Genomic DNA, 20,492 nt, shown 5'->3' with positions numbered 1-20,492 from the left:
GGAGCGAATACGCGTGCTGCAAGTGAAGGAAGTAACTCATAGCTATGGAAGGCGCAAATGGTTGGGCCGCTCCGAACTACGCCCCCCTGTACTGGCCGGCGTTTCGTTAACGATAGAGAACGGATTTTGCCTGGGCTTGCTTGGAACCAGCGGAGCGGGTAAAAGCACGCTGGGAAAGGTCATTCTGGGGCTGGAGAAGCCGCAGGAGGGCCAGGTGCTGTTTGAGGGTCAGGACATTTATAATGGAAGCACACAGGCCCGCAGGAGGCTGAGACGGGATATGCAGGTCGTATTTCAGGACTGCTATTCCGCTGTGAACCCCCGGATGACCGCCGGACAGATTATCGGGGAGCCTCTGGACAATTACGAACGACTATCAGTCCAGGAGCAAAAGAGAACGGTTGAGCACCTGCTGGAGCGGGTCGGTCTCAAGCCGGAGGATCGGAATAAACTTCCGCATCAGTTTAGCGGTGGACAATTGCAGCGAATCAACATTGCGCGGGCGATTGCCCTCAAGCCCAAGCTAATCGTACTGGATGAGTCCGTCAGCAGCCTGGATATGGTACACCAGATGCATATTTTATCCCTGCTGGGAGAGCTGAAATCCTCGTTCGGATTGTCGTATCTGTTCATCACGCATGATATTCGGGCAGCTTACGCCGTCTGTGATGGCATTGCTGTGATGGAGCAGGGGAAATTGATCGAGCGCTGTGATGACAAGGATCGGATTTTTGAATCCACCCATCCGGCTGTGCAACGGTTGATCTCGTCCATTTTGCCGGAACATCCAGCAGACCGTCTTCCACTTCATGAATGACAGTTGACCCGCAAGGGTCCTTTTTTTTGTGCAGCTTATGGATAAGTATTGAAATCAAATTTATCTGTTGTATTATTTGGATAACCCGCTATAATATAAAATCATAGTAAATTACTTGGATTAAGAAGGGGTATTACATATGAAAAAATCTGCTTTTGTTGCAGCGCTTGGCCTATCTCTTGTGTTATTAACGGGTGCCTTGAGTGGATGCTCCTCGAAGGAAGCGGCGTCCGGGGATAAGGTGATCTATGTCGGCACACAAAATGACTACCCGCCGTTTGCTTTTACGAATGATAAAAATGAACTGACCGGATACGATGTGGATGTCATCAAGGAAATTGACAAGAAGCTGGACGGCTACAAGTTTGAGTTTGTCCCTTCGGGCTGGGATGGAATTTTCCTGGCGCTGGAAGCGAACAAAATTCAGGTGGTGGCAGATGAAGTTGCCAAAAATCCCGAGCGTGAGCAAAAGTACTTGTTCTCAGATGAATCTTACTTCCAGGCTCAATCTGTCATTGTTGTGAAAAAAGGCAGAACGGATATACACTCTCTCAAGGATTTGGAAGGCAAGAAGGTAGCTGCTTCCGTAGGGGATTCCTACACTCAATTACTGGAACAGTACAATGCAAAGAACGGAAATAAAATTATTTTGAGATACAATGACGCAGGCACTTCGTCCGACAACCTTCAGGATGTGCAAAATGGTCGGGTTGATGCTTATGTGAATGATCCGGTTATGACGGCGGCGACGATTAAGAAGGAAGGCTTGCAGGTCGAAGCGATAGGTGATCCTGTGCAAACGGATGGTATCAATCTGGTGTTCAAAAAGGATAAGCAGGGCGAAGAGCTGAAAGCGAAAATTGACCCGATTATTAAAGAGCTTAAAACGGACGGAACGTTGAAAAAACTGTCTGAACAATGGACAGGCGGGGAATACATCCCTCAGTAACAACAATGCAATGGGTAAAGTGAGGTTCCTATGGAAAAGCTGTTTGACCTTGATTATATGCTGAAAAGCCTTCCCCGGATCGTGGAGTATCTACCCGTTACGCTATGGATTGCGCTATTGTCCATGCTGCTGGGTTCGATCATCGGGTTGGCGACGGCCTTAATCCGGATATACAAGGTGCCTGTTTTGGCGCAATTGTCTACACTGTATGTTTCGTACATCCGGGGAACGCCGCTCATCGTGCAGCTGTTCCTCGTGTATTACGGAATACCCAAGTTTCTGTACTATTTTCAGAGCGAATATGGGTTCTTGCAGCAATTCAATATCTATGTAATTCCACCCGAGCTATTTGCGCTGCTGTCATTTTCGTTGAACCTCGGGGGGTATCTGTCGGAGACGTTCCGGGCGGCGATTAACTCAGTGGACCGTGGGCAATTTGAGGCTGCCAATTCCATCGGGATGAGTCAGCCGCAGATTATGCTCAAAATTGTACTGCCACAGGCGTTGACGGTGGCTTTGCCCAATCTGGGGAACACGCTGATCAGTACGGTGAAGGATACGTCTTTTATTTTTATGATCGGTGTCGTCGATATGATGGGACAGGCTAAAATTATGGGCGCGCGGGCGCTGGCTTTTTTTGAGGTGTATGTGGCGGTGTCTCTGATCTACTGGCTGGTGTGCATCATGATTGAACGCGGGCTTGTCGTGCTGGAGAAGCGTATTCGAATTTACGAAAGAAGTGAGTAAGGGCATGATTCAACTTCATCAAATCCATAAGCATTTTGGACAGCATCACGTGTTGAAGGGCATAGACCTGACCGTAGGCAAGGGAGAAGTTGTGGTCATCCTGGGCCCGAGCGGGTCGGGGAAGTCTACGCTGCTGCGCAGCATTAATTTTTTGGAGCAGCCGACCAGCGGTATCATCGAAATTGACGGGGTAAAGGTAGATGCAACCAAGGCGGGTAAGAAAGATATCCTCGCGCTGCGTATGGCAACGGCGATGGTATTCCAGCAATATCAGCTGTTTAAAAATTTGAATGCACTCCACAATGTGATGATTGGTCTGACCAGTGTAAAAAAGCTGGATCGCAAGCAGGCGAGGGAGATCAGTGAGGGGATTTTGGAAAAGGTCGGGTTAAAGGATCGCATGAACTACTATCCTGCCCAGCTTTCGGGTGGACAGCAGCAGCGTGTTGCCATAGCCCGCGCTTTGGCGCTGAATCCGCAGGTGCTGCTGTTCGACGAACCGACTTCCTCACTCGATCCTGAGCTGGTAGATGAAGTGCTGTCAGTCATTCAAAAAGTGGCAAGTGAAGGCAATACGATGATTATTGTCACGCATGAGCTTGGTTTTGCGAGGGATGTAGCGGATCGGGTTGTGCTGATGGAGGATGGCGTCATCGTGGAGCAGGGCCCTGTGGAGCAATTTTTCACCAATCCGAAGGAAGAACGGACACGGCAATTCCTGGGCAAAGCCTTGGGACAAAGAACACTACAGGAGCAACCGTAATTCCGCAAAATGACGTGGAATGGGGAAGTAAAAAGCACGTTAGACCATTCGCAGGAGGAAGGGATACCTGCGTTTGCCTGACGTGCTTTTTGGGCATGTCATATATAGAAACGTAAGCTTGTTGCTCCAGATTCATGAATGCACCATCCTTCATTAATTCTTTTCTATAGCAATGTAGATTATCACACTTATTCATGATAAATTCTAAGAACAATAAAGTGAAGATGTAATCGGGAAGGAACATTGGCACATGAAAAAGGTTTTGTTCATCAACACAGGCGGGACGATTTCTTCCTCCTATCAGGAAAACGGCCTAACTCCGACCCAATCGGCTGAGAATATTTTAGCGGAAATTCCGGAGCTCAAGGAAATTTGCGACATTGATGCCCACAATCTGATGAGCATTGATAGCACCAATACACAACCGGAGGATTGGGCTGCCATTGCCCGAATGGTACACCGTTCCCTCGATCAATACGACGGTATCGTCATTGCACATGGTACGGATACGATGGCTTATACGGCTTCGGCCTTGAGCTTTATGCTGGGAACCGTAGACAAGCCCGTCGTTGTGACAGGCTCGCAGGTGTCCATTTTGGCCGAGCACGGTGATTCCAAAAAAAATGTAATCGACTCATTCCTGACCGCATGTGGCGAGGTGGCAGGGGTTTTTGTTGTATTTAACGGCAAAATTATCAACGGCAGCCGCAGCTCCAAAATCAGAACCCGCAGCTATAACGCTTTTGAAAGCATTAACTATCCGTATATCGGCCTGGTGGAGAACGGAAAGGTGGTCTATACGGAGGGCGTATTTGCAAATCGCGGTAACGTTCGCCACCCGTATAATGACGGGTATGCATCGGAGGTATTTTTGCTGAGGCTGATTCCGGGGACGAATCCGGCGATTTTTGATGCCATTCGAAGCTTGGGCTATAAAGGCATCGTCATAGAGGGCTTTGGTATGGGCGGTGTGCCTTTCAAGGAAAGAAGCCTGATCAGCAAAATCGAGGAATTGATGAAGGACGGTATGAGTATTGTCGTGACCACCCAATGCCCCTATGAGGGCGGAGATCTGACGATTTATGAGGTGGGGCAGAAGGTATTGGAAAAGGGCGTTATTCCGGGGTATGACATGACAACGGAAGCACTTGTAACAAAAATGATGTGGGCGTTGGGCCAGACCACCGATCCGGCCGGGGTAGCCAAGATTATGGCAACGAACTATGTGGACGAAGTTTCCTTGCCTGCGGACACAACCTCCCTGTAAGGGAGGTTGACCGCTGAACTGCCGGAGACATCGAGTTAACGCTAAAATTTCTCCAGTCTATGTTTAATCTTAATAGCCATTTCCAGCGATTGGATGGCTTGTTCCAGTGGAATCAGGCATTCCGAAAGTCCGTCAAAGCATGCAAGGGCATGATCCAGACTTTTTTCGTACGGATTGGCGGATTCGAGGTTGATTTTTTGCTGCCCTGATGCGGTATACTCATATAATGCGGTAGGTATAAGATCATTTCCGTCGCTTTCATGGAATACCAGTTTGGCCTTCTCAAAATAAGCTTCATAGGCTACTGTGAATGGATAGCTTGTCGGCATATGGGAAGAGGCGATGACTTCTGTGAACGTATCCTGATGCTGAAAATAAGCCCGCACCTGTGCCTGTTCAGGATCGGCAACCTCTGTACCCCAGACCGTGCATGGGTCACAGGGGCCCAGCAGCCATGCGAGTAAATCCAGTTCATGAATCATGAACTGAGTAGGGATGGAGCTTGGTCCAAGATCTCCCCACAGGGGAGGCGTTTCCCTTTTCAAGGACAAGGAGATTAGCTTCCCGTACTTTTGCTGACGGTGAGACTCGTACAGATAGGTATAGGCAGGATCAAACTTAATGAACTGGTTGACCAGAATCTTTTTACCATATTTCTTTTCAGCTTGTTGCATAAGAAGAGCGTCTTCGAGATCAAAGCAAACCGGCGTTTCACAAAACACATGCTTTCCGTGCTTTAGTGCATCAATGGCATATAACCTATGCAGATGAGAGGGCAGGCATAGATCGACGACATCCACGTCTGAATCCAGCAGAATATCCTCTATATTTTGTGTGACTTCAACGTTCAGGTCCGCTCTCAGCTTTTGCAGCTTGGTTTCGTTCCTTCCGAATACAACGATTCTGTTCACCATGGGATGGTTGTTTAAAAGTGACGCATGATACGCGCCGAATCCCGTCCCCAAAATTCCAATATTCATCATCCATCACACCCCTTACTTCTATGATACACATCTATTATTGCCAACAGGGTGTCAACAATCTTTGCATCAACTTTTCAACTTGGGCAACCATCTACTGTGGAGGTATGATTGTGAGACTGCATCGTTTAATCGCGATTTTATTATGTATCGAATCTAGAGGGAGAATGAAGGCCAAGGAATTGGCGTTGGCACTGGAAACCTCGGTACGCTCGATTTACAGGGATATCGACCTTTTGGCTGAAGCCGGGGTTCCGATTGTTACCGCATCTGGCCCGAAGGGCGGAATTTACTTGATGGAGGGCTATACGGCCAACCTGAAGCAGTTGAATGGCGGAGATGTAATTCAGCTGTATTTAACAGGCATGGGCATATATACGGGCGGGCCCACCGAATCGGGATTAAAATTAAAAAATGCGCTGCTCAAGCTGGAGCAGATCATGCCAGACCCTTATCAATCGGATATTCGGAAAGCCAAAGCACGGTTTTATTTTGATGATACGCCCTGGTGGACGGAGCGTGTAGCCATTCCCTGTCTGGAGACCGTGAGAGCTGCGGTATGGGGGTCTAATAAAATAACCATTCAATATCGGAAAGCCGACGGAGTTTGTTCTTCTCGCCATGTACATCCCTATGGACTTGTGGTGAAAAAGGGCGATTGGTATCTCATTGCCTTCTGTGAGATCGGGCAGGAGATTCGGACCTTCAAGTGCGAGCGTATCACGGAGGTCCAGCCGTCTGCGGAGGTCTTCGAGGTTCCCGTGGATTTTTCGCTGGAGCAGCATTGGATGCAGCAAGAAACCAGGTTTAAGCAGCTTTGCACAGAGGAAGAATACTATCCCGTAGTGATCCGAACGAATAAGACGCAAGCTGGAACCATAGCGAACAGGCTGGAGATCATCCAGTCCGTGCATGAAGGAAGCTATTTGCATCTGACGGTCAATATGTACAGCTATGAAGCGGCCTGCCGCGATGCTATGGATTGGATCGGCCGGTGTGAAATTATGGAGCCTGCGGCACTCCGACAGTTTGTGAAAGAACAAATCAGCCAGCTCCAAAAGCTATATGCATGAATTTAGAAAAACACCTGCCCAGGGGCAGATGCCTTTGCTTGTTAAGTCCAGGCCCAGAGGAATCCATCACGATCCCAGGCTATTCTACCGCCATGAAGCTTGCGAAATGCTTTTTTGATTTCTTTTTCCAGAGATACATGACCGTGCTCGCTTATAAACACATACTGCTCTCCATACGTAGAGCGTACATATGCAATCGCATCTTCCTGTTTCAGGGTACCCACTTCACGGATCTGCGCGACCATCCATTGTGCAATTTGTTGTTCTGTTGTAGGGGAATTGTCCATTTTTTTTGTGTCCTTTCCTGCATACCGATTGAGTGTAGCCATTCAGCTCACCTCCCTGTAGTATACGGTAATTCGGAGAATTATTGAAATTTTTGAAATAAATTCACCCAGGCAGTTGGCGAACTGGGCTTTATTTTGTATAATTAAGGGAATGTTAACGGGAATTCTCTTTTTTTGTATTGAAATCATGCAAGTAATCCCTGGGGGTGCCTGATTTGAAGGAAACAACCACAATTCGCGCAGAGCTGGAGCAGTATATTAGACGAGAAGGAATTACGATTAGCAAGTTTGGGGAGAACACAGGTATTAATGCAGGAACGATCAGTGCCATTATTAACGGCAATCGGCCGATCGCGATGCTCCTGCTGGATCGGATTGGGGCAGGCATGGGGCTTGAAGAAGGAAGCCTCTATGAGTTATACATTGATGAGTTTATACGGAATACAGCACCAAATTGGCGACGGGTTCGGCCATTTTTGCATCGCTGTGCAGAGCTGAACAAACTGGATTGTATTAAGCAGGTCGTGGAGTTTATGATGGACTATCTCATTTACGCCCCGGCTTTATTTGAGACGGCAGAAGAGCTATTCAGAAAAGGCAAGTATGAGGCTGCGGCTATTATCTATAAAAATGTCTCGGATAGTGAGAAATACCAACATTCCGAGCGTCTGGCTCTTTGCCAGTATCGGTTATTCACGATTGCCATTGGTGATGAGCAGGACGAAAATTTATGGGCGGCTACACACTTTGAGAGCTTTGTGGATCGACTGGGTGAAGCAGACCAACTGGAGGCCTTAAAAGACTTGGCTAATACTTATGCCTCCTTGCGACGTTGGGATAAAGTAGAATGGTTAGCTGAAAAAATGGGCCAAAAAGCCAAGGTGCAATACGAGCAAAAATACGGAAATACCAGAAGATCAGAGCGTGGCAAGGAACCCAAGGGTCCTTTGTTTATGTACATTGTATACTCTTATGTGATGCGCGCCGGGGTGTGGGACGAGCGTGGGGATTATCAGAAGGCACTGGAATATGTATCCTTGTATTCTGATTTGAGCTGGGTAAAAGAGGACACAGAAGAAGCGCGCCGTTTGAAGGCCCTTTGTAGCAACTGGGCTGAGGCCAACGGGTATCTCTATCAGTTGATGTCCGGCAGCCTGGACGTGATTCCACAGTATGTAGACTATTTGGAGAAAAACGAAGGCGAAATTCTGGTAGGGTTGCATAAAATTCTGGTGGCGGCCAACCGTTATGATTTTAATGTCGATCATGTACTGCAGCGTTTTGAAAAACAAATTGAGGCATTAGCAGATCAGCATGTCAAGGTAGGCACTTATACAGAACAAATGTCAGCAGATCTTTATGCACGATTTTTGGCAGAGATGGCTTGTTATGATCTCAATAAAGATCGCTATACCAAAGGTATGAAATTCTTGCTGGAGAGCCTTTCTTATTCCGTAATGCTGAATGGTAATCCTGTCACCATCAAATGTGTAGGATTATTTGAAAAGTACCGACATATTGCCTCTTCTGAGGACAAAAAGGAATATAAAAACTTACTTGGAGAGGTAGAATACATCCATGATAAAAAAGATCGTTTTTACTCTGCTCGCATTTAATGCTTTTATCCTGTTAAATTTTTCACTCGTTGCTCCTCCTTACGAAGATCCTTGCGACGTTCGCAGTCACGGGATGGGGGGATGGACATATTCAGCCAAGGATACATTTGCTTGAAAAGGTCTGGATTGGTGGTAACCCAAAAGGTATTCTCTTGTAAAAAGAGGATACCTTTTTTGAGTCGTTCCATTACACTCGGATGAACTGCTTGTCTATGAAGGGTTGGATGATGGAGGTAAAGCGGGTGGAAACCAGACATGACGCAGATCCACCCAGCCCTGGCTATTAAAAGATACACCGCGCACAGAAGGGAGATAGGCGGTCTGAACAGGCTTTTCATATAAAATATGCAGCTGGTGCTCCTGGATGAGCCGTGTTTCAATATGTTCAAATTGCTGCGCCCTGACGGTATGATCGGCCTCGCGTGCAATTCCACGCAGCAGTCTTTCGATATCCACACGGCTATGCGGCTCCACATGGCCAGACACATTGAGATACAGATCAAACAAGCGCAATTGCTCATCACGATCACGAAATAGAGAGAAGATGATTAAATCCGACTCCATGCGAATCGATGAGCTTTTGAACTCATTCATGGATGCGGCTACGATATTACAGGTATACCCCCAGGCTTCGAGCTGGGCAGCGACCCGGTCTGCATCCGCTCTATATTCGGGAATGGTGGCAATTTGCAACGCCGCCAGTGGTTCATATGAATTGTCGGACGCCCCCACCTCTTCGGGAGGAAGGTTGCGCTGCTCCAGACAGGCTACGATCCGGGCGCGCACGTCCGGGTTGCGCAGCGGCCCATCCTTGTGAGTGTTGCATGTAATAAATTTACGTACCGAAGCCGCCGAGTGAATTTGGCTCCATGCAGCATCTGTGCCTCCCGCCGATATGGGATTATGGATGATGTGAAAAGAAGAAGCGTTATCCTCCGTATCCAAAGATTCCAGCTTGGTCGCCCACGGGAGCTGTACAATCTCTACCCGATCCAGATGGGCCCTGCCTTGAAAATAAGGTGCAAAAGCCTCTAGTATACAGAGGCTTTCATTCATTTCTGTAACCTTGAACGCCCCTGTACCAACAGGGCGAATGCCAAAGGCGGCTTCACCCGCCTGATTCAGCTCACGCGGCACAATCGCAGCCCGGCTGGTACACAGGAAGGACAGAAACAGCTCGTTCGGTTCCTTCAGCTCGAAGCGTACCATGGTCGGACTTAGTGCCTGCACGTGCCGAATTTGCCGGACGATAAAATGGTACAGTCTCCTTCCCGGTGCGCGACGCAATCGCTCAAAGGTATAGACGACGTCATCGGCGGTCAATATTTTGCCGTTATGGAACAGCACTTCCTTGCGCAGGAAAAAGGTCCACTGCGTACGGGTGGCGTCCACCTCCCAAGCGTGTGCCAGCCCCGGCAAAATCTCGCCGCTTTCGTTCGCCCGGCGGGCCAGCCCATCAAAGACGTGGCTGGATACGAAGGACTCGGCGAGCCAGTTCAAGTACAGCGGGTCCAGCGTATAGAGCTGCTGGCGAATAGGCAGACGCAGCGTGTCGATCTGCTGCTGATCGCTGCGCACCTCCGCGTGATGGCCGAAGTAATTCAGCAGCCAGCCCTGCAAATGCTCCTGCATCGTGGAGGAGCGCGAATGGGCCCGGATTTCATCCAGCGCACGCTTGATGTCATGGCGGTCAATGGCCTGCATCATGGACTGTACAGCAATGTCTTCCGGCTGGATCAGGAAGCGCAGGCTGGAGCGGCGGCCCCGGCCGCGGCGGGGAGTCCATTGAATCCAGTCATGCTGCTCCATTTTCTGAACGATCATCAGGGCATTGCGGTGGGTGCAGTCAAAAATAGCCGCCAGCTCATCCAGCGTAGTCTCTACGGTATGATCCTCGTCTTTGTCGTCAGCGGTGTGGGAGTGAAGCTGCAAAAATTGGGCATGAAGTTTCATTTATAGTCGCTCCGTTTCCTCTATACATGATTAAAGCGCAGCCACTTATATAAAATAGGAAATTTTGTTTCAATTAATTTCTCTTTATCTTCTTATTTTATCATCTACAATAAGGGTTATAAAGCATATTTGTGGAGGTATTTACCATGGATGACAAGATGAGTGGAACATCTCTGCCGAAACCGTCGTTTTTGTCTGCCTTTGCTGGCGCGATTGTGCTCGCGCTGGTTCATCAATATCTGTTTTACGGACATGGGCTGGGCGTGTCTATGCCTATTTTTGTCATTGTGTTTTACGCCTATATGTATGTCTTCAATCGAGATCGTATCCAGCTCGGTTCATGGATAGGGCGTCTGCTGTCTGTCATCATTATCATGCTGGCATTGACGTATGCACTGTTCAATAACCCGGTTCTATATGTGTTAAATGCGCTGGCTATACCCGCTCTGATTAGTGTACATATGGTGCTGTTATTGGGGGAGAAGAGGTATGGCTGGTCGGAGCCCGGTATGATCGGTCAGGCGTTAAGCCATTGGTTTTATCAAAATATGCGCCATATCGCGACTCCGTTTCGGATGTTCAAGAGGGCGGCCTTTCGGAATGTAAAGGATGAGCGTAAGCGTGTACTGGGCAAAGTGATGATTGGTTTGCTCATCGCCTTGCCGCTGCTGTTCATCATTGTATCCTTGCTGGCTTCGGCAGACGGGATGTTTGAGGAGCTATTATCCGGCATACCTGCATGGATTGGCACATGGTCCTTTGGGAGTGGGATGCTGCGGCTGATCTGGGTCTGCTTTTTTACCTTCTGTTTCTTCTGTTATTTGTGGGGGTTCATGCACCCTGCCCCGCGTGATACAGAGAGAGAAGTTCAATCGCCAGCAGTACCTTATCACGAGCCGGTAGCGATCAAGTTTGATCCGGTGATCACGGCTACCGTGCTGATCGTCATGAATCTGGTGTATGTAGTGTTTGTGGTGCTGCAGTTTGGGTATTTGTTTGGTGCATGGGAAGGCGCTTTACCCGAAGGAACCTCGTATGCAGAATATGCAAGAAGGGGATTCGGGGAGCTGGTGATGGTAACAGGTATCAATTTTGTACTGATGATCAGTGTGTTGAAGTGGACTGAATTCAGCTCAGGCATACTGCAAAAAATCAACAGCGGTCTGCTCTATATACTCGTTGGCTGCTCGGGTGTGATGCTCTATTCGGGATATACCCGGCTAGTCATGTATGAAGAGGCATACGGCTATACGTACACCCGCTATCTGGTACACGCGTTTATGATTTTTCTGGGTTTGCTGCTGCTCATTGCAGCCGTGCGTATTCATATCCGTCAGCTGCCGCTAGCAAAATATTATATTGTACTCGCGCTGGTGGCTTATGTCGTCGTGAACTATGTGGGGATTGATGTACGTATTGCTGAAAATAATCTCGAACGATACCGCACGACATCGGTGATAGATAAGGAATATTTGAGTGGATTATCGGCGGACGCCGTTCCGTTACTGATTGAATTTAGCCGTAAGGAACATGGAGCGATGGATGAGTACCTGCAAGGGCGTCTGATGAGCATGACAAGGGAAGAAACGGCGTGGCCTGCGTTCAATTGGGCTAAGTATCGAGCGCAGCAGGAGCTGCAAGACTATATTTTGGAATGAGAGGTGCTTGAGAATGATCGGAACAGATGCATTACAAGGGATGGTATTGGAGTTGCGGGATGAAATGTCACAGTATCGGCATCAGTTTGGTACACGACGGAACGAATTTATCACGGAGGCTATGTCCTGCGGAATGAGTGAGAAGGAGGCCCGCTCCTATGCTATCCAGAGCATCGGTCCGGTCGTTCCCGTCGAGTGCATGCCTACGTTAGCTCCCGGTAAAACCCGGCCGCTCAGTCCACTGCTGGCAGCGCGGTACCGATATGCGGGGGGCTGGAAGGACATCGGCGAGCATCTGCTCCTGCCTGCTGAAGTTCTGCGGATCGCACGTACAGAACAATTCCGCGGCTGGATCAGCGATATGCGGAATTACTGGGTAGAATCGGCTCCCTACCGATTCGGGGATGATCGTCTTTCGCTGCTGTCGGTTGCCAATGAGGAGGCAGGTCACTTTTCCATGCTCGTCTGGAAGGAGCCCGGTGAAGAGCCGGAGGTATGGACGTATGCTTCCCAGCATGAGTACCGGTTCAGTCATTTGCTCCACTGGTTCAAGTGGCTGAACGGGCGGAGTGAAGAATGAACAGGCATCCACTACAGCGAGGAAGCAAAAGAAATTACCTATTAGGTTATTTCATCCTTTTTCCCGTAACACATCTTTCTACTACGCCATGCTAATTGACGAGAATAGAATTTATCCGTACAGAGAGAAAATGGAGGATATCATAAGAGATACGCAGTAAACCCGCAAAGATCCATGTAACAGCAGCCGCATCAAGCGGCTGAGAACAGGGCATACAGCATGAGCTGTATGTCTTGTTTTTTACATTAAAGGATTTATAAGTTTAGGGGTTCCCAAGGCATTTTGCAGGAAAGATAAAAAGATATTGACAGTGTTGTGAAGCCTCTTGCAGGAATCAACTTTTTTGTATACAATTACGACGAGTTGATTGAGTTAACTAAATTTGATTAACTCAACTTTCAGGTTATTATCTAAGGAGGGAGGTAATCCTTATACGATGTCATACTTATCTTTTACAGACGAGGATCACCTGATTATAAAGTCTTATGAAGCTCTGGTTTATGGCATTGCGGACTACTTAGGATCGGAATGCGAAGTCGTTCTACATAGCTTGCACGATTATAATCAGTCCGCAGTCGTAATCGCCAACGGTCACCACTCCGGAAGAAAGGTAGGCGCTCCTATTACCGACTTGGCCTTGCGTATGCTTAAGGAGCTTGAGGATTCAGGCGCTAAACAATCCAAAAGCTACTTCACCCGCGGCAAGAACGGCCAGCTAATGAAGTCCAGCACCATCGCTATTCGGGGTAAGGATAATAAAATTATCGCCTTGTTGTGCATCAACATGAATCTTGACGGTTCCCTGTCAAACTTTCTTAACACCTTTTCGCCGAATCAACTCCTATCCCCTGAAAACAATGTGAAAGAGAATTTCGCTAACTCAGTGGAGGACCTGCTGAAGAACACCATAGAAACGACGATTCACGAGGTCGACGCTTCCCAAGATATCCCGCATCATAATCGGAATAAAGAAATTATCAGGCTGCTCTTAGAACGCGGCGTCTTTCAAATGCGCGATTCCGTGGCTATCGTTTCCAATGCGCTTAAGATCTCAAAGCACACGGTTTACTTGCATTTAAGAAATTATAACAACAATCAAGGGGAAGACTAATTTTCTAATCAACAACAAGAAAACGCATACATGAATTAATAGTTTAGGGAGGAAATTGCTCATGGGCGCCCTTGCCGGTGCCGCATGCGCCGGAATGGGCATGCTGCCCGGTTTTGTCGCCGGGTATCTAGTGGCGTTCTTGGTAAAGTATATCGAGAAAAAAATGCCGGCAGGATTCCAGAACCTTCAAGATGGTTACTGGGAAGCTAAACCAACTATCAAATAAAACGTAAGAAGCTTTGACTCCGGTAAGTGATTACAAGGTTTTTTTGGGGTGAGAAAGTTGAGAAATAATAAATTATGGGGGGCTTATATGAACATGAATGTAATATCTATTGAAGAAAAAAAGGTTGTTAAATACAAAAGTTGTTTTGATGTGATTGGGCCGATAATGATAGGTCCTTCAAGTTCACATACTGCAGGTGCCTTAGCTATTGGAACAGTTGCCAGTAAATTATTTCAAGGTATTCCAAAAAAAATCGTGGTAAGGTATTATGAGTCATTTGCTGAAACCCATAAAGGACACGGAACTGATTTTGCAATTATTGCTGGGATATTAGGATTTGCTGCCGATGACAGCAAAGTGCCAGATGCTATTAAAATAGCAGAATCTAAAGGAATTGACATTACCTTTATTGAAAAAGCAGGTGATAGTCCTGTTGGTTATCCAAATACGGCAGATGTATATTTAGAGAATGAAAGTCGAAGTATTAGAACGATGGGTATTTCGGTCGGCGGCGGATTAATTGAAGTCAAACATGTTGAAATTGACGGATTTAGCTTAGATCTGCAGGGGCCATTGCCAGTTATTATTGCGATTTCCGAAAGAGCTGACTTTGAATTTGTTTTACGCAGGATCTTTAAACAATATGATGTGGAAATTAACAACTATCATATTTTAGAAGAAAACGGAAAATATTTGTATGCATTCGCTTTGGATTCGCTATTGCCTGATGATGTTCAGAAGGAATTGGGAAGTTTAAGCAGCATAGCTAATATCATTATCCTTTAGTTACATTAGGGGTTGAAAAAATATGTATATGTCCATAAAAGAAATTGTAGATGCAGCTAATAAAAGGCAAAAGCCAATTTATGAATTAGCAATCGAACAGGAAATCAAACAAACTAAAAATTCTTATGAAGAAATTTGTAATAAAATGAAAAAAAATTTAGTGACTATGGAAAATTCCATAAATAAAAGTATCGAGGGCGACGGGGTATTTTCTCCGACCGGTTTAACCGGAGGTGATGCTGTTAAAATAAAAAAATATCGAGAAAATGGAAAAACTCTTTCTGGAGATTTGATGGTGTTAGGGGTTCAAAGTGCTATCGGTGTTAATGAAGTAAATGCTTCATTAGGGGTTATTTGTGCAACTCCAACAGCAGGTGCGAGTGGGACGATCCCGGGAGTCCTATTTAGTATTAAAGATACGTTGCAGTTAAGTCATGAAGATATGGTCCATTTTCTATTCACTTCAGCTTTATTTGGAATGATAGTCGCAAATAAAGCTTGTATTTCCGGAGCGTACGGAGGATGTCAAGCTGAAGTAGGCAGTGCCTCAGCAATGGCGGCTGCAGCAGCGGTAGAAGCTGCCGGAGGAACGCCACAGCAATCTTCTGAAGCTTTCTCAACCGCATTACAAAATTTACTCGGTTTAGTTTGTGATCCGGTCGCTGGTTTGGTGGAAATTCCTTGTGTAAAGAGAAACGCCATTGGAACGGCAAATGCTTTAGTAGCAGCGGACATCGCATTAGCCGGCGTAAACAATATCATCAATGCTGACGAAGCTATTGAAGCGATGTATAGAGTTGGAAGACAGATGCCTCGCGAATTAAGAGAGACAGGTTTAGGCGGAATTGCGGCCACACCTACAGGAATTACCATTAAAAGTAAAATTTTTGGAGAGATCCAATTGAAACAATAAACAGTTATTATAAATATTATGAAATAATTAACAATTCTATTCTCTATTGTTCTCTTAAGGATGTCTGTATAATGAGAGCCATTATCACTAAAATATACTATTATACAATTAAAATGTTTTGTAAACGCTAACAAATCCATCAGGTTAATGACTAACTAAGGAGGAATTATTATATGAATGGTAATGCTGCAAAAAAAATAGAATTTCAAGCTGAAAATACTGCAGTAAAAAATGAGAAATATCCAGAACCTAAAAAGTGGAATAAACAGGATACTACCTGGGCATTGAGCCTTTTTGGAACAGCAATTGGAGCAGGAGTACTCTTTTTACCTATTAATGCAGGTTCAGGTGGTTTATTATCATTACTGTTAATTACCATACTTGCATTTCCTGTTATGTATTTTTCACATAGGGCGCTTGCTAAAATGATAAACGCTTCCAATTCTGCTGATGAGGGGATTACAGGTACAATAAGAGAGTATTTCGGAAATAAGGCAAGTATAATTTTTAACATAGTATATTTCTGCTCAATTTATACTATTGTGCTGATGTATTCGGTTGCACTTACAAATACTGCAAGTAGTTTTATCGTGAATCAATTACACATGAAGGAGCCTTCAAGGGCTATTTTATCACTTGTATTAGTACTCGGTCTTATAGCTATACTAAATTTTGGTCAAGATATTACTGTAAAGATAATGAGCATGCTAGTATATCCTTTCATAGTTTCTCTACTTTTTATCGCAATATCTTTGATTCCACAGTGGAATACGTCAATGCTTAGTTTTTCAAGTGTTTCTACTGCTTCAACAGAAAAAGGATATTTTGGAATGATATGGATGATACTACCAATCATAGTATTCTCGTTTAATCATTCTCCTATTATTTCGTCATTTGTTACGAAACAGAGAGCTACATATGGAATATTAGCTACTGATGCCAAATGTGCTCAAATACAAAAAGTTTGTTATATCATGACATTCGCTGTTGTTATGTTCTTTGTTTGGAGCAGTGCCTTGAGTTTGACTCCAAATGATCTTATAATGGCAAAAGAACAGAACTTGTCAATTCTATCATATCTTGCTAATGAGCTTAATTCGCCTCTAATCACTATTGTAGCTCCTATCATTGCTTTTATGGCTATAACAAAGTCCTTCCTTGGCCATTATATAGGAGCATATGAGGTAATGCGTGACATGATTATCAAGTTCAGTAAAACACGCGGAAAAGATATAGAAGAAAAAACAGTTAAGACAATGATCCTTGCTTTTGTCGTATTAACATGCTGGTATGTTGCTTATGCAAATCCAAGTATTCTTGGAATCATTGATGCCCTTAGCGGTCCGTTAGTTGCTGCTATCTTATGTCTATTACCAATGTATGCGATCCGTAAAGTACCAGTACTAGCTAAATACAGAGGGAAAAAGAGCAATGTATTTATCATTGTTATAGGTGTACTTACTGTCCTAGCAAGTATTATGTCATTATTCTAATTCACTATTGTTGGTTCTAGTGCAAAAATAATGGGATATGAAAAAAGAACGAAAGATTCCTGGCGGAATTGAATTTTATGTTGTTAAACCAAAGAGATCATGGATAAGATATATCTGTTTTTGGACAGACTCTTCTCACCTTGGAGAGTTTGCCCTTTTTTCTTTAATTTGAATATCAAGTTTAATCCGCAAGCGGTCAATTTGTAAGTTTATGGTACGTAATGGTTTCTGTAGCTACGCAAGCGAGTAAAAGACGATTGAACAGTTGTCCTTCAAACTGCTTTCGGTTGGTACGAAAGCAAAACTCGTCCAGGTAGGCCTGCAAATGCTTAGGAGCCAAACCGTGAAACGTACCGCCGATAAACGCTTTGGTGTTAGAGATCATCGTATGAAGCCAATTGAGATGATCGGGATTTTTTTTGACGCTGAACTTAAGTGGTTGCTGAGGCAACTTGATATTCAAATTAAATATTTAAAACCCTCTGGGTACCTCTCTTTACATAAATAATAATTGCTAATTTTTTCAACTATATGATAATACATTAGTGAATGATGCAGATAAGTGATGATTAACAAGAGCACTATTGCTCTTTCCTCCGCTCATATCGTTGGGACATTCTTTCAATTCTACGGATCATTTCTTCCCTTACGTCCGGTGGCTCCAGGCATTCACATTGATCACCGAAACTGAGTAGAAGATTGTAACCAAAATCATCAGCGATAAATGGAAAATGAACAATGAAATGATTATCTCCATGGGGCGTGATATGTTCGCTGCTGCAATAATCCAGCATCCGATCTCTAAGGGATTCGTGAATCAGCAATTGGATGGGTCTCTGCTTTTGAGACATGATACTGGTAAATTCGGAGATCGATTCAGGTAATTCCCTACGTGTAAAGGTCTCATCCAGAACTTCCAGCTGGGATATGCGGGATAATTTGAATAAACGAAAGTCCTGCTTATGGAGGCAAAAACCTTGAACATACCAATGATTTTCCTTTAACGCGAGCTTGTATGGTTCAATCCTGCGGGTACTCATTCGGCCTTTGCGGTCGGAATATTGGAAGGATAGAAGAGAGTGCTTTTGAAGAGCAGTTTTAATCATTTCTAAAAACACCTGCAAATTTACATTGCCCATCCAAGGTTTGAGGTCGATCATGATTTGACTTGATTTCAGTTCTATTTCGTGAGCCTGCTCTGTTGGCATGAGGCTTTTGACTTTGGCAAGTGTACCTAACATCTGTTCGCGGGTCAGCATGGGTGAAATGCTTCCAAGCCCCATCAGAAGTGTTGTAATATCGGCAGGTGTGAACACTTTTTTATCCACTTTATATTCGTCCATGATACGGAATCCGCCGTTCACGCCAGGAGCCGATACGATAGGTATACCCGCCATGTTGATGGTCTCAATATCTCTATAAATGGTCCGAAGTGAAACCTCAAACATGTCAGATAGAGACTTTGCGCTCATTCTTTTACGTTCAAGCAGAACCATAATAATAGAAATCAGTCGGTCAATTTTCATGTAGCATCAGCCTTTTTATTTTCATTCTGAATTGTTGCCATATAGCTGTCAATGGTCGGTGATAGAATCATGTCGTAAAGCAATTGAGGAGGCTGATCATATGAGCAACATGCAAGGGTATTACGAGATTTTGGAAGAGACGAACAGGATCGCTTTGGCAACATCGGTCGACAACATTCCCAATGTCAGAAATGTCAATTTTGCTTATGACACCAACAGGCCGGGAGTTATTTATTTCACGTCAGATCGGAGGAATCAGAAGGTTGCCGAGTTTGGACAAAATAACAAAGTAGCCTTTACAACGATCCCGACAGAAGGTATTCCTCATATTCGTTCCCACCATGCTATGGTTGAGAAGAGTAAGTATTCTATAGACGAGGTGAAGGAGCTATTTTTGGCCAAGGTTCCGGGGTATGATGAAATCCTGTCGGGTCTCCGTGAGACACTGGAGGTTTTTGAAATTCAAATCAAGGAAGCCACGATCATTTTGGGATATGATCAACAACCGAGTCAGATCAGGTTCGAGTAATTCATGCGCTTTGCTGGGGAACTTCTTTCCCGGCAAGGCGTTTTATATTTTTCCAGTTCGAACGCTTCTTTTTCCAGTTCGCGCCATGTCATGATAAATATTTCCTTATTCCAGGCATTTATGCCTATTTTTGAGCTATTGATATTTTGGGATGAAGGAGGTTATTTCTTGGATCGCGTAGGATTGGTCAGGGACCTGGATAGCTTGGGTCGGATTGTCATCCCCGTGGAAATAAGGAAGCGTTTCGGGATTGGCAAGCATACAGCCATGGAGTTTTGGATGACGGACAGTGGTATAATCATGCGACAATGCACGGGGGAAGTCTGTACTTTATGTGGCGAGCTTGAGCATCTTACATACTTTAAAAATGCTTGGATCTGTATCTCTTGTATGAATGAATTGAAAAATAAACGATAAAGCTGGCAATCAGCTTATTTGGCATAGTATATCCGATTATATTGATTAATCAGCTCGTCCAAAACCATAGATTGCCGGAGTACATTGGTATGACCTAATCCGTATTTCGCTTGCAAATCATAGAGCCGCTGCCGATTTTTCTCCAATCGCTGCTGCAAAGTTTTTTCACTTCCCATCATACATCCCTCCTTAGATGATACTTATTTTAGGGTGTCATGTGTATTTATGGGAAAAATGAAAGTGCATGAGGAATATGAGGATTGTTCCTGTATAGAAATGTATAGTTCTCATTGTTGTAGTTTCAAATGACTTCACAAGAGATAAATACACCGCCATTAATGAGGAAGCAATCAAAAAAGTTGCAGGTAAAGAAGAGTTTGAGCTACTAAACTACAAAATAGTGAATAATGCAGACAAGCCATTTTCTCTAATAGCTTACAAAGATCATAAGCGTATCGGTGTTGGAGTGTTAAGTATAGTAAATGGACAAGAGAATTTTGTAAGAGAATTAGAGATTCAGGAAGATACGAAGCAGGTAGTTCAAACCATTGGACGTAGAAGTGGTTCTCCGTATCTGGCTCTTTTTATTAACAATGGGACAATTCTTATGCATGGCAAAACTATCACCCTTTCGGAAAAATAAAAAAAGCCGCTCTATTAAGAAACGACTTTGGCTGTCATATGTACGATATTCGAGGTTTGAATAACGTTTTTCGCATAAAAATAACGATTTCTACTGCTATTGTAACGCCGTTTAAAATCTGATGTCCGAATCGGCCGCAGCAAAAACGCTGCGCTCTT

Annotated in this window: 22 protein-coding genes and 1 pseudogene; 17 read left to right on the top strand and 6 right to left on the bottom strand. The window is 45.0% G+C overall.

The window, feature by feature from the left end:
• The first annotated feature begins 7 nt into the window (after positions 1–7).
• The 5 genes from nikE to BAZ21_RS05725 all read left to right on the top strand — a co-directional run bounded on the left by nikE (position 8) and on the right by BAZ21_RS05725 (position 4,543).
• Positions 8–817: a nickel import ATP-binding protein NikE gene (nikE, locus tag BAZ21_RS05745; RefSeq protein ID WP_068498059.1), complete on the top strand. Its 810-nt coding sequence runs from the start codon at positions 8–10 to the stop codon at positions 815–817.
• A gap of 139 nt (positions 818–956) precedes the next feature.
• A complete protein-coding gene (locus BAZ21_RS05740; protein WP_068497917.1) occupies positions 957–1,766 on the top strand; it encodes a transporter substrate-binding domain-containing protein in 810 nt (269 codons plus the stop codon).
• A 30-nt stretch (positions 1,767–1,796) separates the two neighbouring features.
• Positions 1,797–2,513, top strand: coding sequence for an amino acid ABC transporter permease (locus tag BAZ21_RS05735; RefSeq protein ID WP_068497914.1), 717 nt, complete (start codon positions 1,797–1,799; stop codon positions 2,511–2,513).
• 4 nt (positions 2,514–2,517) lie between these two features.
• On the top strand, positions 2,518–3,276 hold the full coding sequence (locus tag BAZ21_RS05730; protein ID WP_068497912.1) for an amino acid ABC transporter ATP-binding protein: 759 nt from the start codon (positions 2,518–2,520) through the stop codon (positions 3,274–3,276).
• Between the two features lie 250 nt (positions 3,277–3,526).
• Positions 3,527–4,543 carry an asparaginase gene (locus BAZ21_RS05725; RefSeq protein ID WP_068497910.1) on the top strand — a complete coding sequence of 339 codons (1,017 nt, stop codon included), beginning with the start codon at positions 3,527–3,529 and terminating at the stop codon, positions 4,541–4,543.
• A gap of 41 nt (positions 4,544–4,584) precedes the next feature.
• On the opposite strand, the gene BAZ21_RS05720 is transcribed toward BAZ21_RS05725, so the two are convergent.
• On the bottom strand, positions 4,585–5,526 hold the full coding sequence (locus BAZ21_RS05720) for a Gfo/Idh/MocA family protein (protein WP_068497908.1): 942 nt from the start codon (positions 5,524–5,526) through the stop codon (positions 4,585–4,587).
• A 110-nt stretch (positions 5,527–5,636) separates the two neighbouring features.
• Between BAZ21_RS05720 and BAZ21_RS05715 the strand changes: the two genes are divergently transcribed.
• Positions 5,637–6,596, top strand: coding sequence for a helix-turn-helix transcriptional regulator (locus BAZ21_RS05715; RefSeq protein WP_084011516.1), 960 nt, complete (start codon positions 5,637–5,639; stop codon positions 6,594–6,596).
• Between the two features lie 41 nt (positions 6,597–6,637).
• On the opposite strand, the gene BAZ21_RS05710 is transcribed toward BAZ21_RS05715, so the two are convergent.
• Positions 6,638–6,883, bottom strand: a complete 246-nt coding sequence (locus BAZ21_RS05710; protein WP_007433059.1) for a DUF6953 family protein — start codon at positions 6,881–6,883, stop codon at positions 6,638–6,640.
• A gap of 215 nt (positions 6,884–7,098) precedes the next feature.
• Between BAZ21_RS05710 and BAZ21_RS05705 the strand changes: the two genes are divergently transcribed.
• Complete coding sequence (locus tag BAZ21_RS05705) at positions 7,099–8,499, top strand: transcriptional regulator (RefSeq protein WP_068497904.1); 1,401 nt, start codon at positions 7,099–7,101, stop codon at positions 8,497–8,499.
• Between the two features lie 210 nt (positions 8,500–8,709).
• Here the strand turns inward: BAZ21_RS05705 and BAZ21_RS05700 are convergent, their stop codons facing one another.
• A complete protein-coding gene (locus BAZ21_RS05700) occupies positions 8,710–10,452 on the bottom strand; it encodes an ABC transporter substrate-binding protein (protein ID WP_068497902.1) in 1,743 nt (580 codons plus the stop codon).
• A 146-nt stretch (positions 10,453–10,598) separates the two neighbouring features.
• Between BAZ21_RS05700 and BAZ21_RS05695 the strand changes: the two genes are divergently transcribed.
• From BAZ21_RS05695 to BAZ21_RS05670, 7 genes are all read left to right on the top strand, one after another.
• Positions 10,599–12,110, top strand: coding sequence for a DUF4153 domain-containing protein (locus tag BAZ21_RS05695; protein WP_068497900.1), 1,512 nt, complete (start codon positions 10,599–10,601; stop codon positions 12,108–12,110).
• Positions 12,111–12,123: 13 nt separating this feature from the next.
• Positions 12,124–12,690, top strand: a complete 567-nt coding sequence (locus BAZ21_RS05690; protein ID WP_068497897.1) for a hypothetical protein — start codon at positions 12,124–12,126, stop codon at positions 12,688–12,690.
• A gap of 436 nt (positions 12,691–13,126) precedes the next feature.
• Positions 13,127–13,801, top strand: coding sequence for a helix-turn-helix transcriptional regulator (locus tag BAZ21_RS05685; RefSeq protein WP_068497895.1), 675 nt, complete (start codon positions 13,127–13,129; stop codon positions 13,799–13,801).
• 61 nt (positions 13,802–13,862) lie between these two features.
• Complete coding sequence (locus BAZ21_RS30190; RefSeq protein ID WP_373441516.1) at positions 13,863–14,027, top strand: hypothetical protein; 165 nt, start codon at positions 13,863–13,865, stop codon at positions 14,025–14,027.
• An 87-nt stretch (positions 14,028–14,114) separates the two neighbouring features.
• Positions 14,115–14,813, top strand: coding sequence for a serine dehydratase beta chain (locus BAZ21_RS05680; RefSeq protein ID WP_068497893.1), 699 nt, complete (start codon positions 14,115–14,117; stop codon positions 14,811–14,813).
• A 22-nt stretch (positions 14,814–14,835) separates the two neighbouring features.
• Positions 14,836–15,726 carry an L-serine ammonia-lyase, iron-sulfur-dependent, subunit alpha gene (sdaAA, locus tag BAZ21_RS05675; RefSeq protein ID WP_068497891.1) on the top strand — a complete coding sequence of 297 codons (891 nt, stop codon included), beginning with the start codon at positions 14,836–14,838 and terminating at the stop codon, positions 15,724–15,726.
• A 173-nt stretch (positions 15,727–15,899) separates the two neighbouring features.
• Positions 15,900–17,219 carry an aromatic amino acid transport family protein gene (locus BAZ21_RS05670; protein WP_068497889.1) on the top strand — a complete coding sequence of 440 codons (1,320 nt, stop codon included), beginning with the start codon at positions 15,900–15,902 and terminating at the stop codon, positions 17,217–17,219.
• Positions 17,220–17,415: 196 nt separating this feature from the next.
• On the opposite strand, the pseudogene BAZ21_RS27645 reads toward BAZ21_RS05670, so the two are convergent.
• Together BAZ21_RS27645 and BAZ21_RS05660 are read right to left on the bottom strand one after the other, a co-directional pair.
• Positions 17,416–17,661 (bottom strand): annotated as a pseudogene (locus tag BAZ21_RS27645) (transposase); the annotation flags it as partial.
• Between the two features lie 139 nt (positions 17,662–17,800).
• Positions 17,801–18,745, bottom strand: coding sequence for a helix-turn-helix transcriptional regulator (locus tag BAZ21_RS05660; RefSeq protein WP_068497885.1), 945 nt, complete (start codon positions 18,743–18,745; stop codon positions 17,801–17,803).
• A 100-nt stretch (positions 18,746–18,845) separates the two neighbouring features.
• On the opposite strand from BAZ21_RS05660, the gene BAZ21_RS05655 reads away from it, so the two are divergent.
• Both BAZ21_RS05655 and BAZ21_RS05650 read left to right on the top strand, forming a co-directional pair.
• Positions 18,846–19,274, top strand: a complete 429-nt coding sequence (locus tag BAZ21_RS05655) for a pyridoxamine 5'-phosphate oxidase family protein (RefSeq protein WP_068497882.1) — start codon at positions 18,846–18,848, stop codon at positions 19,272–19,274.
• Positions 19,275–19,442: 168 nt separating this feature from the next.
• Positions 19,443–19,691 carry an AbrB/MazE/SpoVT family DNA-binding domain-containing protein gene (locus tag BAZ21_RS05650; protein WP_068497881.1) on the top strand — a complete coding sequence of 83 codons (249 nt, stop codon included), beginning with the start codon at positions 19,443–19,445 and terminating at the stop codon, positions 19,689–19,691.
• A 14-nt stretch (positions 19,692–19,705) separates the two neighbouring features.
• On the opposite strand, the gene BAZ21_RS05645 is transcribed toward BAZ21_RS05650, so the two are convergent.
• Positions 19,706–19,867, bottom strand: coding sequence for an aspartyl-phosphate phosphatase Spo0E family protein (locus BAZ21_RS05645; protein WP_068497877.1), 162 nt, complete (start codon positions 19,865–19,867; stop codon positions 19,706–19,708).
• A gap of 224 nt (positions 19,868–20,091) precedes the next feature.
• Here BAZ21_RS05645 and BAZ21_RS05640 point away from each other — a divergent pair, with 224 nt between their 5' ends.
• Positions 20,092–20,334, top strand: a complete 243-nt coding sequence (locus BAZ21_RS05640) for a hypothetical protein (protein WP_068497875.1) — start codon at positions 20,092–20,094, stop codon at positions 20,332–20,334.
• Positions 20,335–20,492 lie beyond the last annotated feature (158 nt).

It is taken from the genome of Paenibacillus kribbensis (genome assembly GCF_001705305.1).
Classification (GTDB): Bacteria; Bacillota; Bacilli; order Paenibacillales; family Paenibacillaceae; genus Paenibacillus; species Paenibacillus kribbensis_B.
The sequence above is the reverse complement of the archived record's forward strand: the minus strand, read 5'-3'. Positions and strand labels throughout refer to the sequence as shown.